The sequence below is a fragment of the Bacillus sp. NPDC094077 genome, assembly GCF_050279465.1.
Classification (GTDB): Bacteria; Bacillota; Bacilli; order Bacillales; family Bacillaceae_G; genus Bacillus_A.
The window spans coordinates 90,521-104,640 of record NZ_JBNNUF010000007.1; the positions used below are offsets into that span (position 1 = coordinate 90,521).

Below are 14,120 nucleotides of genomic sequence, written 5' to 3' on the forward strand. Positions count from 1 at the left end.
TTGGCGTTTCACCTGTATTTGGTTTCTCACCCGTATTTGGTACATCTGTTTCTGCATTCACTTGTTCTAATCGATTATTTTTTATCTTGAATAGGTAAGTTTTATTTCCTTCCTTAGTCATTTCTGTATTTCCATAATAATATTTGAATCGCGAAGGTTCTGCATGATATATTTGAATTATATCGCCTTCCTCATATGTTAAACCGTTAATAACATTTTCCAATGTACTCTTCGTACTCTCTTGTCCCTGTACTTTCACATTTACTTTTTGTCTTTTGTTTTTGTTATATATTTCTACGCCCATATATTCTTCGCCTGTAAAATAACTATGCACTGAATTATTTGTTCCTAAAAAACTTAATTTTTTTGTTTCAGGATGTACCGTTAGGTTTCCTACTAAATATGATCCCAGCCCTAAAAATTCTAGTGTATCCCCATATTCCACATTAACCGGAATCCTTATAAGATTACTATTTCCATACGTATTTGTTAACTTCACTAATAAATTTCCAGCTTTTTCTCCCACCTTAAAAGCTTCAATAGAAGAGGGGGTAGCAGAAATGTTAACATTGGAATCATCGTTTAAATTACGAATATTTGTTAAAAATTTAGAGACATCTAAATGGGAACTATCCTGTTCTCCTAATAGTGCTGTTGGAGTAGCCTTTATATTTGCTATCGGAATTATATACGGACTAAGTTCTCTATCTACTATTTTATTTTCTTCTATTATATTGTTCCAAATGGGTATTGTTATTTTCGGATATTGTTCTACTATCTTTTTCGTTTCATCATTTGCATATAACCCCCATTTTTCAAAGAAAGGTAATAAATTTCTGTGGGTAACCTTACTTGTCATCTGAATAAATAATTGTTTTTTACTATCATCAGTATTCAAGTTATGATTTTTTAAAACACGATACTCTTGATTAAGTTTTGGATAAAAATTATTTCCATATGATTGGCGTAATTGCTCAAACATTCCAAGCTTAACCCACACACTAGCATTGTCAAAGTTTTTATTAGGATCCTTTAATTCTAAAAAGTCACTTATTTCCTTTTTTGAACCTTTCAAGCGATTAGTAAATCCGAGCTTTTCTTGAATGACTAACGCTGGAATATTCACAGTTACTTCTCCTAGACCACTCCATGTATAGTCTGGATTCTGGTATGTATGTCCCATCTCATGCCATACACCCCATTGTTCTTGATCTGAGGGAGTACTCAAAATATCTTTACCTGCACTCGTATTTTTTTGGAAACTAATATATCCACTTGTTGCATAAGCATATCCGGCACCGTTATCCGGGTTCACAATATGTATGCTATTATCATATTTTTGGGCGACACCATTGGCATTCAAATCTAATCCTGAAACCTCATTTTGAATTAAATATACCTTGTCCCAATACTTTAATAGATCTTCTACTGATCTATTTTTTAACGATTTAGCGGCAAGTGGATATTGAAATGTACCAAATACATGCTTACCAACTAGTTCGACAAATGGGGCCTTTTGCATTTTTTCCAACATGTTTATCCATTCTTCTTGCTTGGTTTCCCCTAAAATGAATTTAGGGACATCTTCTCCCCCCCATATTGAAACTGTAATTGTATTTGTTTCAGATGTATTTTTGAGATATAACATTCCATCTCCTTTATCAAAAACGATGTTATTATCTCCACTTTTTAATTCAAGATCAGTATAACCAATATCTTTATTATCATTTAGATACTCATATGTTCCAATTTGCCCGATAGTAGCATACAGTTTTGCTGAATTATCAGTATTGTGGACTTGAATTTTAATATGTTCTCCTTTTTTAACAAAGATTCCTGTCGGTTCTAAATCAGCGTGATACATTGTACGATTTTCTAAAGATCTTCTCTTATTTGTATCTCCCCTTGGTTTTAAAACAAATTTCTTACTCCCATCTGTTGTCTGTGATTGATTTTCAATTGTTATATCCTCATACTCTGCATGAGATATTATTGGATAAAATTGCTGTGGTAACATAATTACCATCAAAATAACTAAAATATGTAATAATTTCGAAATTTTAGTGTACTTTAGTTTATAACGTTTAGTCCTCCTTCCTTGTCGATTCATACTGTATTCCTTCCTTTGTCGATTCATGATGTCCTCCTTCCTTTTTTAATACCTTAACAAATATAAATATTAAGATACCAAATAATTATAACTTCAGTAAGAGGCATGTCAACTAAAAGATTCTGGTGCAAAAATTGCTATATTTTAGGTTTGTGTACATGCCCATCAACCTAACAGAAGAGGTTGATGGGCATGGGGTACTGACGGCAAAACGCGGATTTTATACGCTAAGAATATGCAGGACTTCATGCAGACTGCAAGAACGGTTTGAACTGCCAAATACTGTTGTGACAGGAATGTATGAAATATTGCACACAGAGAAGGGAACGGAAAGCTAGAAAACTATTGATATGAATGACTTTCTTGGATTGGGTTACTACTGATAATGATGCGTTATGTTAACTTGACATGAATATCCTATTCATCCAAAACTTCACAAAATTACCCTTACTGATGGTACAATTAGGATAACGGAGGAATATTATGGGTTATCTTAATCAGCTTTATGTAATACTGTATTTTATAATCGGCATTGCAATATTCTCATTCTTCAATTCTAATTCACCAAAAACTAAGGATAAAAATCTAACATTCATAATGGTCAGTTTAGCCGTAAATCTATTCACAATTCCAGTGGCTTTTTTTATAGGTGTGATGGCAACAGACTCTCCAGATAGTACTGAACTTGATTTTTGGGGAGGATTTCTCTTTATTCAAGCAATACCGCTCCTCATACTACTTCTAGCTTTGGTTTGGTGGTTTATTCATCGGAACAAAGAAAAGGTCCACAAATAGAATTTCAAAAGACTTCCGCTAACGAAAATTATGTAAAAAAGCTGTCCATATGGACAGCTTTTTATATTTTTTGCTTAGCGCATATTTTCGCTAAAATGTTGGCGGTACACCAACTGGCTCTCCTTTATAGTTATATAAAGTGAAACTTTAATCATTGGGGAGGTTGTTCATCCCCAATGATTATTAGTTTTCACTAGTCGGGCGTTTACGGGCAGCCCGACTCCAACCTAACTTCGTTGCTCCAGCCAAATTTTGAGGTGGGAGTCTTACTGCGCGCAAATAGCGGGATAAACTAGACAGTGATTATAAATTCGTTTCCTCATACTCTTCCTCAGGCTTTTCATCATTTAAATAACTTACATATTGGCGATGTAAGTCTTTTACCGCACTGACGATAGCATTTTGCGCTTTTCCTTGATAGTGATCCGTAATATCTTGCACAATTTCTTCAATACCATCTCGCAAACTATGTCCTCTCAAAATTTGAGCAACGAAATCTCTCCCGTGCTCTGTTGCGAGCGTACAAGATGCTTCAATAATGACGTGATATTTATGATCTGCTTCAATTGTAATTGTTAATGTTTCATACATACTGCGAACAGCCATCCCTTTCGGAAGTCTCGAATGTCCTGCCATGAAAAAAGTTCCTTTGCGCATATTTCATCCTCCGTTACTATGTTTTTTGTCACTTATACTTGATCTACGTATACTGTCTTCATTCTCGTATAAAATTCTTTCGCCGCTTTCCCTTGTTCACGCGGTCCAGCACTCGAGTTTTTCATTCCGCCAAACGGAACTTGTGGTTCTGCTCCTGCAGTTTCTGAATTCACGTGTACCATTCCAACTTCCATATCATCAATAAACCGCTGCGATAAACTTAAATTATTTGTACAAATGGATGCACTTAGCCCGTATTCTGTATCGTTCGCTAAAGAAACTGCTTCTTCATAACTATTCACTTTAAATAAACATATAACTGGCCCGAAAATTTCTTCTTTTGCAATGCGTGCATCTACATCTACATTTTCAAAAATAGTCGGTAAAACGTAGCAACCGTCCTGCAATTCTGCTTCTTTCGGCACGCTACCTCCATGCAGTAAGGAAGCCTCCGCTTTTCCTACTTCAATCATCGATAAAACAGATTGTTGCTGCCCCTTTGAAACACATGGTCCCATAAATGTATCAGGATCTAACGGATTCCCAACTGTAAGAGCTTCCGTTCGCTGCAACAGTCGATCGCGGAACGCTTCATAAATTTCCTCTTCTACAATTACTCTACTTGTTGCGGTACACTTTTGCCCTGTTGACATAAACGCACCTTTTATCGCAATGTTTACCGCCTTTTCAATATCAGCATCCCTTAATACAACTAACGGATTTTTTCCGCCCATCTCTAACTGCACTTTTTTCCGCGTTTCAACAGCTGCTTTATGAATGATATTTCCAACGTGATTAGAGCCGGTAAAAGATATTGCTTGTATATCCGGATTCCCCGTTAATTCTGCCCCAACTTCAGTTCCTTTGCCAAACACACAATTCACAACGCCGGCTGGAATACCTGCCTCATGAAACGCATTTACAAGATGATACACCGATTTTGGCGTCACTTCAGCCGGCTTAATAACAACCGTATTTCCGTAAATAAGTGCCGGCGCCATTTTCCACGCTGGTATTGCAATTGGAAAGTTCCAAGGCGTTATTAACCCAACTGGTCCTACTGCTACTCGTTTACTGTAAAGCATCGTACTTTCATTTGCAGACGGAATAAGTTCTCCGATTGGTTGATTTGCTTCTCCTGCATAATATTCAAGAATGCCAATCGCCCGCTTCGTCTCGCCTATCCCTTCTGCAATCGTTTTTCCTTCTTCATTCGTTACATCTCGGCCAATTTCATTTACCTTTTCTTTTAAAATAGCTGCCGCTTTCCATAAATAACTTGCTCTTTCTTGAAACGATAACTTTTGCCATTTATGAAAAGCCTCTTTCGCTGATGCGATTGCTACTCGTGTATCTTCTGCTGAACTAAACGGAAATTCACTTAGTACTTCCCCGTTATGCGGATTATAATTTTTAACATACGCATTCGTGGAAGGTTCTCTCCATTCACCGTTTATATAATTGAAAAACTTCATTCCCCTGCCCCCACCATTTTTTTATTTTGAAAGTTTCGCAATAGCAGCTTCTAAAATAGTAAGCCCTTCCTCAAGCTGTTCATCTGTTATCACAAGAGGCGGTAAGAAGCGAAGTACATTACTATAAATACCCGCGCTGATCGTAATGACACCTTTATTATGCGTTTCCTTCATAATCGCTTTTACCTCTTCTGTCGCTGGCTCTTTCGTTTCTCTATCTTTTACAAGCTCAATTGCAGTCATCGCGCCAAGGCCTCTCACATCACCAACTAGTTCATATTTCTCTTTCCAACTATTAAATACTTCCATCATACGATTTCCAATTTCCTTAGCACGCTTCACTAAATTCTCTTCTTCGATTACATCCAAAACGGCTAGTGCAGCTACGCAAGCAGCCGGACTTCCTGAAAAAGTACCACCTAGTTGACCAGGCCCAGGCGCATCCATTAATTCTGCTCTTCCTGTTACTGCACTAAGCGGCATTCCAGCAGCAATTGATTTTGAAAATGTCATTAAATCAGGAGCTACACCGAAATGATCCATTGCAAATAAATTACCCGTACGAGCAAAACCTGTTTGGATTTCATCTGCAATCATCACAATTCCGTACGTATCACAAATATTTCGTACTCCTCTCATGAACGTAGTCGACGGAACGATAAATCCACCTTCTCCTTGAAGCGGTTCCAAAATAATTGCAGCGATATTATCACTTGCCACTTCCTCTAGCATAAAACGCTCAAAATACGATAAAATTTCTTCGTCTACTTCTTCTTGCGTCAGTCCTTCGTCAGCACGGTAATAATATGGATATGGTAATTTGTATACTTCTGATGCAAACGGCCCAAATCCATGTTTATACGGTTTCACTTTACTTGTCAGTGACATCGTCATAAGTGTACGTCCGTGATATGCTCGTTCGAACGAAACGATCGCACTTCTTCCCGTTGCTTTTCTAGCAATCTTCACCGCATTTTCTACCGCTTCAGCTCCGCTATTTGCAAACATCGTTTTTTTCTTAAAATCACCTGGTGTTAATTCATTCAGTCTTTCAGCTAATGCAATATAACTTTCATACGGCGCTACGTGAAAACAACTATGAATAGAAGATTCCACTTGCTCTTGAATCGCCTTCACTACTTTCGGATGGCAATGCCCAACGTTTTGCATACCAATTCCGCCCGCAAAATCGATTAGTTCATTGCCATCTACATCTGTAATAATTGCGCCTTTTGCTGATTGCACATACAACTCTGTAATATTGTAAGGTCCTTCTGGCACCGCATTTTTTCTTCTTTCATGTAATATGCTTGATTTTGTAGTAACAATATCCTTCAACATGGCTCATACCCCTTTTCTTAATCTTTCTCCAAGCTAACTTCTGAATCTTTTATAATCGTAAAATCATTTAATTTTTGCTTATCTATTTTTCTAACTCTTAGAAAATAGCTTATTATTACTACGATTGTAGCTAGTAATGTCATGTAAAACTGCATGCGCATATCTTCTATAAACGCCTGCGAAACAAATATCGTTACAATCATCGTAAGCGTTGCATATGTGAGATAAGGGAATAACCACATTTTCACTTTTAGCTTTCCAGCCCCTTCTCTTTCCCTTTCTCTTCTTAACCTGACATGTGAAACCGCAACGAACATATACATCAGCATCGTTACCCCGCCCGAACTATTCGCTAAAAACGCAAACAGTTTATCAGGAGATATAAACTTCAACATCGCGCAAATAAATGCAAATACGATACTTGCATAGATCGCTATAACCGGCGTCCCTCTACTATTTAATTTTGAAAAAGCAGCCGGAGCGTCACCTTTTTTCGCAAGGGAAAATAACATACGCGAGCTCGTATATATCCCTGAATTCATAACGGAAAGTAGTGATAAAAAGACAACGCCATTCATAATCTCTGCCGCTGCAGGCACCCCTGCCATATGAAATAAACTTGCATACGGTAGTTTTAATAACTCCTTATCCGTCCACGGAATAAACATAACTAAAATTGTTACGGACCCTACGAAAAAAAGCATAAGGCGCCATACTACACTATTAATCGCTCTTATTACATTTTTTTCTGGATTATCAGATTCTCCGGCCGCAATCGCTGCTACTTCGCTTCCGGATAAAGAGAAGGAAATAAACACAACGCTGAGTAAAACAGGGACAATTCCATTTGGAAAGAAACCGCCATTTTCTGTAATAATAGAAAGACTCGGTCTATCCACCCCTGGAACAAACCCAAAAAACATCGAAATTCCTAAAATTAAAAACGCAACAATTGCCACAACTTTAATAAACGCTAACCAATATTCAAATTCACCGTACAATTTTACTGAATATACATTCGTCATCGTCATTAAAAGAACCATACCCAAACTTGCAATCCATGCTGGAATCGAAGGGAACCAATTATTAATCATCACGCCTAAAAGTACCGATTCAATTGCGATAATAATGACCCAGTTAAACCAATATAACCATCCGATCGTATACCCTGCCCACGGTCCAATTGCTTTATTCGCATACGTTGCGAAAGAACCACTATCAGGATTTTCCGCTGCCATCTCCCCTAACATGCGCATCACAAGTACGACCATTAAAGCCCCGATAATATAAGACAAAATCGCAGCTGGCCCCGAGGACTGAATAATCGTTCCACTTCCTACAAACAAACCTCCGCCAATAACCCCGCCAATTGAAATCATCGTTATATGCCGAGTTTTTAAATCTTTTTGTAACTCCTTTTTTTCTTTGCTCAAACAGCTCACCAACCCCTCCGTTAGCATGAAAACGCGCGCCATACCCCATTGATAACGCTTTCTAAAAATCCCCTCCTACTTTTTAAGAAAAAATAAAAAGAGCCAGAAAAACAACGCATACAGCTGCATTGAATTTTACTGCCCCTATCCTTATGGCTCGTCCTCCTGCTAAGGAAGCTCAAGTGGAAAGAAGTTCTTCTATTTCACTTTCAAACATACATCCGGGCTTACAGGGAGGCTAATCACTGTCATCCGATAATAAGTTAATCATAATACAAATAAACTGAATATTCAATATTAATTTGAGGAGGAATTTCCAAATCTCCCCAACATATACTGTTCAAAAGCAAAAGGAAGTGATCTCATGTACTACGGAACAAAAGGCTGGTACGTAGCCGAACTAAAAAAATTAGGCGTTCGCTATTTTGAAGGACGGAAGCTAGAAAGCTACCGCGGACACATCTTGCGCAATTTACTAATCGAACAACAGGAAAAGTTAAAAGAAAAGTAATTTACTAATAAAACGATTCTCGAAATATATCGGCGATTCAACACGGAATATCAGCGATTTTTCAAATATATCAGCGATTTGACACAGAATATCGGCGATTTTTCAAATATATCAGCGATTCAACAAATTCCAGCAAGCACCACCTGCCAATCACCAACCAATCACACATCAAGCCACAATAAAAAGGTCACCCAAACGGGTGACCTTTTTCTCTTATTCACAAACAAGAATTTGTCTAGAAAATGATCCTTTTCTTGTGATACAGCGGTCTGTAATTTCAAATCCCGCTTCATGAATCATGTCGTCCATTGTTTCCATCGTAACAACGACTACTTTTTTTGCGATACGGCGCGCACTTGAAAGAATCGAAAGTTGATCTTCTGGTGTTGCGTGCGTAAATAGATCGTATGGCATATCGATAATTGCGACGTCGTAATTATCAGTAATTTCTTCAATTGGGCCTTTTGTTACTGTTCCTTCAAACCCGAAATGTGCGATGTTTTTTCTCGTTCCAAGAACTACAAGTGGATTTATATCTCTACCAACGATATTAATCCCCATAGAAAGTGCTTCTACTACTACTGTTCCAATGCCACAGCACGGGTCAATTGCTCGTACTCCATCTGGGTTTGGTACAGCGATATTTGCGACAGCTCTAGCAACACGTGTGCTCAGTGATGTCGAATAGCTATGCGGTTTTTTTATGTGATGATACCAAACCGGATCACTTTCTACATAGTGTCCGAAGTACCAGCGTCCTCCAAGTGGAACAATCCCGAATACACGCTCTGGATTACGAACATCAGCTTCTCCTTCAATATGCATGCCGAGGTCTCGCTCAATGAGGCGTCTTTCCCCATATTCAATCTTATTTTCTTTCCCAAGATCATTAATTTTCACGAAGATGACTTTAAATGTCGCGCCCGCCAAATCAATTTGTTTCACTTGTTCTAAAATGCTTTCTAAGTCGTCCCCTTCATACATAACCTCAACGCGCTCTTTAATAAACGGACTTCTACTCGGAGCAATCTTGACTTCACTTTTCAAAATATTAACGTGAGACTCCCTCCCAAAGAACGAGCGCATTTCCAAGTAACATAAAGCACGCTCCTCTTCGCGAAACGCATACGTATATATACATGCAGGTGTTTTACTATGATTACTCAATCTATTATCATCCTTTATCGTTTAAAATTGTTATGATCACAATTACTCGAATATTTTTGTATATAAAATTAAATGATATCATATGCCCGAAATAAAGTGAAACTATAATCAGTGGGGGTCTTGTTCATCCCCACTGATCATCAGCCCTCACCAATCGGGCGTTTACGGGCAGTTGATCTCCCACCTAACTTCTTTGCTCCAGCCGAATTTTGAGGTGGGAGTTTTACTGCCCGTTAATGCGGGATAAAGAGAAACCTTTATCATTTGTTTTATAAATAAAAGAGATTGCCTATTGGCAATCTCTTTATATTTATTAACGGAAAGAAGATACATTCTGACCTTGTTCTTCATAGTAATCTAGAATTCCACCATAAATTGCTTCTGCTGCACGTTGTCTCCACTCTGGAGAGGCTAATTTTAGAGAATCACCTGTATTATCGACAAATGCTAATTCTGCTAATACAGCTGGCATTGTGTTTTCTCTAATTACGTATAAATCACCGTTTTTCACACCACGATCAGTTGTGTTCAATGCATCCACAAGACGTTCTTGAATTTTCTCTGCTAGTAAACGACTTTCTTCTACATTTGGATTTGTCGCTCTCGTTGGCGAACCATAATAGAATGTTTCTGTTCCATGTCCTAATCCACCTGTAGATCCGTTACCGTGAATACTTACAAAGATATCACCATTATTTTCTTGAGCAAATTCTACTCGTTTTTTCAATGAATCTTTTGAACCTGTTCCTGGGCGTGTATCGTCCGTACGTGTTAACTTAACAGTGAACGGTGTCTTTTTCTCAAATATTTTCTGTAATCGTAAAGATGTATCTAATACAATTTCACTTTCTTTCATATTTATACCAGGGTTACCGGAATCCATTCCACCATGTCCTGGATCAATAATAATCGCTTTTCCTTCTAAGAAGTTTCCTTGCTTCACTGGGTTTAATTGATTTTTATCCACCCACTGGAAGCCCGCTCCCATGCGGATACGAATCCAACTACCGCTCTCTTCAATAACAGTTACTTGTTGTGCATTATATGTTCCCATTACTTTTGAAGAATGAGAAGCTTCTGCATATGTAGTAAATCCTTCATTAATAGCTTCTGTTTTCTCTACTAAAGGTGTCCATTTATCACCGTTACTTGTTGCGATTTTGATCCATCCATCTCGCTCTTCTTTTACTTCAACCATTTGTGGATCATGCTGATTTGCACTAATCCCAGATGTTAATGATGGTCCGTGATATGTAATGAATTTTCTATCCATATACATTTTCTTTGTATTACCACTCTTTTCAAATTTATCTGTTTGAGCAGTAAGCTGAGCCGCCTGTTCACGTGTAATAGAATTGTCTGGTTTCCAGCCGTCACCTGTACCTAAAGAAAGTTTTAATTCTACTAAAATATTTACTTCTTCTTTACCCCAATGATTTTCTAAATCAGCGAATTTTGTAGGCACTGGTCCTGTTACTTGGCTTTTCAAATCATATGCCCTTACAAGCATAGCCGCCATTTCAGCACGAGTTACTTTTCCTTCAGGATCAAATACTCCCGTTCCTCGCCCCTTAATAATATCCTCTTTTTCAATCGCCGCAATATATTGAGCTGCCCAATGATTTTTTGAATCATTAAAAGATGGCTTCGCGTTCGGATCTACTTTAACGCCAATTGCTGTTGCGATAATCTTTGCCGCCTGGGCACGTGTTAAATCGCCTTGTGGCATAAAGTTACCATCTGGCATACCATTAATTACATTTCTCTCTACTAAATAATAAATTGCGTCTTTCGACCACGCATTGTCTGAAACATCAGGAAATTTCTTCGTTTCTGCTAAACTACTAATTGGATGTGCTAGTAAATTTGCTGCTAATATACCTGCGGCTATTGCTTTGTACTTCATGAAAAATAAATCTCCTCTCGAAACTTCATATTTATACAAATATTCCCATCGAACTAACTATAAAATATTAGCTAATAATTAATTCTTTCATAGTTTATAACATTATATATCTATAGTAAATACGTTTTCCTTTCACATAACAAAAACCGCATATATATAACTGATAATGAATGTATATAAAAAAGCGATTCGTACATATTACTCTAATCGCTTTTCCTAATGTATTATTTAAAATTTTCTTTAACATATATATTCCCTTCCTCCAAAGGAAGCTTTATCTGATTGATCCTTTCTGCTTTTCCTGTCTCAAGATTTGTTTGGAAAGTCGAGAAATACCATATTCCTTCTCCATTATCATAATTCCCTATAAGGAACTTCCCTTTATCTAGAGCCTTAAAACAAGTTTCTGTGATCCCAAAATCACCTTCGCCAATTTTCACTTCGAGTACTTTTCCTTTATGAATATAAAACACTTTCGCTGTCGATAAATTAGAAGATTCACGCTGCAATGCTACGAAAAAATTTGGTGTACCTTTACTAACAAATCCACTTTTTCTAGACGTATTAAATACAAACTCTCCAATTTGCGCCTCTTGCAAATATAATGTCGCACTTGTAGATTGTAAAGCGAGCTGATATTCCCCTTTATATATTTGATCTCCTTCTTGTGCACCAACCCAAGGTTCTTTTTGCGTTTCATGTTGTTCGTTATTCGAAAATACATGCAAAGTATATGTTTCTCCCTCAGTCGAATTCATTGAGACAGTGTAACGACTTTGCACTTGTGGATGTATTTGTGATCCTTGTATTTTTCTACTCTCTTTTTTAGTTCCCCCGGTATCCTCTACCTTCGTCACTACTTTTTCCCCTGAACTTTCTTTAGAACACCCAACTAACGCTAAACTTACAACGATACTACCCATCAATAGCTTCTTCATATTATCCCCCAAATGAAAAGCTGATTAAAAATATTATTTTTAATCAGCTCTCTCTATTTTCTATGAAATTATTCTTCAATTAAATTAGACATTACATACGCATACACTAATGCTTCTGTATGTGCAATGGAGCTCTCATGTGTACGTTCAAAAGCGTGAGAAGAATCGATACCCGCTCCAATTAACGCATGTTTCACATCAAATCCAGCGTGAATCGCAGCTGATGCATCAGATCCGTAGTACGGGTAAATATCTACTTTATATTCAATATTGTTCGCTTTCGCAAGCTCAACTAAATGTTTACGTAATGCGTAATGATACGGGCCACTAGAGTCTTTTGCACAAATAGACACTGTATATTCATCAGATGCTTGTCCATCACCTAACGCTCCCATATCAACTGCTAAATATTCAACAGTTTCTTCTGGAATGTTAGAGTTACCACCGTATCCGATCTCTTCATTATTCGAAATTAAGAAATGCGTTGTATATGGCAATGTTACCTTTCCATCTTGTAATCTCTTAATTAATTTTAATAAAATCGCGACGCTTACTTTGTCATCTAAATGACGTGATTTTATGTATCCACTCTCTGTAATTTGAACACGCGGATCAAATGAAACGAAGTCTCCTACTTCAATTCCTAACTCGCGTACTTCATTAGCTGAAAAGACACGCTCATCAATACGTACTTCAATGTTTTGCTCATCGCGTTTCGCTTCGCCTGCATCTTTGTATACGTGTACAGATGTTTGATGCATTAAAATTGTCCCTGTATACGTCTTACCGCTTGCTGTTTCAATTTCGCAATATTCCCCTTCTACAGAGTTCCAGCGAAATCCACCAATCATAGATAAGCGAAGACGACCGTCAGGCTTAATCTCTTTCACCATCGCACCAAGCGTATCAACATGTGCAGTTAATAAACGATGTTGATCATCATTTTTTCCTTTTACAGTTACAATAAGAGCGCCCTTATTATTACGCTTCGTCTCTACATTCCACTCACTTACATAGTTCTCAATAAATTTAATAATTTTCGCCGTATTTCCAGATGGACTTGGAATAGAGACAAGCTCCTTAATGAGTTCCATCGTTTCTTTCGCATGATGTGCCATTGTCGTTTCCTCCTCATTTTCTCTATTATTCAGTATACAAAATTTGCTAGAAAACCTCTACTCATATAGTTTAATTTTCAAAATTATAGTAAAATTCATTTTAGTATACAAAAGGAGCTATGAAATATGGATATATCAAAAAAATATGTACACATTGCACTCATTTGGTTTTTAGCATCATTAATTTGTTTACAAGTTTCTTATGCAGTTCATACCACTACTCCTATTACAATTGGCTGGGGATTAACAGCTATCTTCTTCATCATTAGCTTAATTGCAACAAAAAAGCATAGCGTTACTCGTTAACACTATGCTTTTCCTATGAAACTATTCTTCTGAAACATCTAATAAATAAATCCCTCTTTCAAATCCACCGCGCTCTGCTTCTTTTTGCTTACGAAGGCGTTCTACATCTTCAATTGTTGCGCCTTCTGCACGCGCTAATGAGATAATAACTTCCAACGCATCTGCAAGAGAATCTAATGCATGCTCACGCTCTTTCATGGAAGCAAATTCTCGAATTTCTTCCGTTCCAATTTTCGCTAAAGCTTGTATGTATGCTTGACCTGTTAACTTTTGTGCTGTATATGTTTTTCCAGACATTAAAATTTTCTCTGGAACACGATCTCTTACTAACTTGTTGTACGTCGACATCATTTATCCTCCTCT

12 protein-coding genes and 1 pseudogene are annotated in these 14,120 nt (G+C 37.4%); 3 read left to right on the plus strand and 10 right to left on the minus strand.

What is annotated here, in order from left to right; translation table 11 throughout:
* On the minus strand, positions 1 to 2,137 hold a 2,137-nt coding region (locus ACQKNR_RS17845), incomplete at its 3' end, for a M60 family metallopeptidase (protein WP_427319221.1).
* 456 nt (positions 2,138 to 2,593) lie between these two features.
* Here ACQKNR_RS17845 and ACQKNR_RS17850 point away from each other — a divergent pair.
* The gene (locus ACQKNR_RS17850) at positions 2,594 to 2,905 is read left to right on the plus strand and encodes a hypothetical protein (RefSeq protein ID WP_427319223.1); all 312 of its coding nucleotides are present in this window, start codon (positions 2,594 to 2,596) and stop codon (positions 2,903 to 2,905) included.
* Between the two features lie 303 nt (positions 2,906 to 3,208).
* Here the strand turns inward: ACQKNR_RS17850 and ACQKNR_RS17855 are convergent, their stop codons facing one another.
* Genes ACQKNR_RS17855 through ACQKNR_RS17870 form a run of 4 tightly spaced genes read right to left on the minus strand, consistent with a single transcriptional unit; the run spans position 3,209 to position 7,820 of the window.
* Positions 3,209 to 3,562, minus strand: coding sequence for a DUF3870 domain-containing protein (locus ACQKNR_RS17855; RefSeq protein WP_427319225.1), 354 nt, complete (start codon positions 3,560 to 3,562; stop codon positions 3,209 to 3,211).
* 32 nt (positions 3,563 to 3,594) lie between these two features.
* On the minus strand, positions 3,595 to 5,037 hold the full coding sequence (locus ACQKNR_RS17860; RefSeq protein ID WP_427319227.1) for an aldehyde dehydrogenase family protein: 1,443 nt from the start codon (positions 5,035 to 5,037) through the stop codon (positions 3,595 to 3,597).
* Positions 5,038 to 5,058: 21 nt separating this feature from the next.
* Positions 5,059 to 6,378, minus strand: a complete 1,320-nt coding sequence (gabT, locus tag ACQKNR_RS17865; RefSeq protein WP_427319229.1) for a 4-aminobutyrate--2-oxoglutarate transaminase — start codon at positions 6,376 to 6,378, stop codon at positions 5,059 to 5,061.
* Positions 6,379 to 6,395: 17 nt separating this feature from the next.
* Positions 6,396 to 7,820 (minus strand): amino acid permease, encoded by a 1,425-nt coding sequence (locus ACQKNR_RS17870; RefSeq protein WP_427319231.1) that lies wholly within the window; start codon positions 7,818 to 7,820, stop codon positions 6,396 to 6,398.
* Positions 7,821 to 8,098: 278 nt separating this feature from the next.
* Between ACQKNR_RS17870 and ACQKNR_RS17875 the strand changes: the two are divergent.
* Positions 8,099 to 8,322: pseudogene (locus ACQKNR_RS17875) on the plus strand (YflJ family protein).
* Positions 8,323 to 8,535: 213 nt separating this feature from the next.
* Here the strand turns inward: ACQKNR_RS17875 and ACQKNR_RS17880 are convergent.
* The 4 genes from ACQKNR_RS17880 to ACQKNR_RS17895 form a co-directional block, all read right to left on the minus strand.
* Positions 8,536 to 9,489 (minus strand): RNA methyltransferase, encoded by a 954-nt coding sequence (locus ACQKNR_RS17880; protein ID WP_427319233.1) that lies wholly within the window; start codon positions 9,487 to 9,489, stop codon positions 8,536 to 8,538.
* 313 nt (positions 9,490 to 9,802) lie between these two features.
* Entirely contained in the window at positions 9,803 to 11,395 is a 1,593-nt protein-coding gene (locus tag ACQKNR_RS17885; protein WP_427319235.1) for an N-acetylmuramoyl-L-alanine amidase, read from the minus strand.
* 224 nt (positions 11,396 to 11,619) lie between these two features.
* Positions 11,620 to 12,333: a hypothetical protein gene (locus ACQKNR_RS17890; protein ID WP_427319237.1), complete on the minus strand. Its 714-nt coding sequence runs from the start codon at positions 12,331 to 12,333 to the stop codon at positions 11,620 to 11,622.
* Positions 12,334 to 12,401: 68 nt separating this feature from the next.
* The gene (locus tag ACQKNR_RS17895; protein WP_427319239.1) at positions 12,402 to 13,451 is read right to left on the minus strand and encodes a M42 family metallopeptidase; all 1,050 of its coding nucleotides are present in this window, start codon (positions 13,449 to 13,451) and stop codon (positions 12,402 to 12,404) included.
* 126 nt (positions 13,452 to 13,577) lie between these two features.
* Here ACQKNR_RS17895 and ACQKNR_RS17900 point away from each other — a divergent pair, with 126 nt between their 5' ends.
* Positions 13,578 to 13,757 (plus strand): hypothetical protein, encoded by a 180-nt coding sequence (locus tag ACQKNR_RS17900; RefSeq protein ID WP_427319241.1) that lies wholly within the window; start codon positions 13,578 to 13,580, stop codon positions 13,755 to 13,757.
* Positions 13,758 to 13,778: 21 nt separating this feature from the next.
* Here the strand turns inward: ACQKNR_RS17900 and ACQKNR_RS17905 are convergent, their stop codons facing one another.
* Entirely contained in the window at positions 13,779 to 14,105 is a 327-nt protein-coding gene (locus ACQKNR_RS17905; RefSeq protein WP_427319243.1) for a nucleoside triphosphate pyrophosphohydrolase, read from the minus strand.
* Positions 14,106 to 14,120: the final 15 nt, after the last annotated feature.

Bases quoted from the DNA above. Each gene is read 5' to 3' on its own strand.
- ACQKNR_RS17850 (WP_427319223.1), top strand. From the start codon at position 2,594: ATGGGTTATCTTAATCAGCTTTATGTAATACTGTATTTTATAATCGGC.
- ACQKNR_RS17855 (WP_427319225.1), bottom strand. From the start codon at position 3,562: ATGCGCAAAGGAACTTTTTTCATGGCAGGACATTCGAGACTTCCGAAA.
- ACQKNR_RS17860 (WP_427319227.1), bottom strand. From the start codon at position 5,037: ATGAAGTTTTTCAATTATATAAACGGTGAATGGAGAGAACCTTCCACG.
- gabT (WP_427319229.1), bottom strand. From the start codon at position 6,378: ATGTTGAAGGATATTGTTACTACAAAATCAAGCATATTACATGAAAGA.
- ACQKNR_RS17885 (WP_427319235.1), bottom strand. From the start codon at position 11,395: ATGAAGTACAAAGCAATAGCCGCAGGTATATTAGCAGCAAATTTACTA.
- ACQKNR_RS17890 (WP_427319237.1), bottom strand. From the start codon at position 12,333: ATGAAGAAGCTATTGATGGGTAGTATCGTTGTAAGTTTAGCGTTAGTT.
- ACQKNR_RS17895 (WP_427319239.1), bottom strand. From the start codon at position 13,451: ATGGCACATCATGCGAAAGAAACGATGGAACTCATTAAGGAGCTTGTC.
- ACQKNR_RS17900 (WP_427319241.1), top strand. From the start codon at position 13,578: ATGGATATATCAAAAAAATATGTACACATTGCACTCATTTGGTTTTTA.
- ACQKNR_RS17905 (WP_427319243.1), bottom strand. From the start codon at position 14,105: ATGTCGACGTACAACAAGTTAGTAAGAGATCGTGTTCCAGAGAAAATT.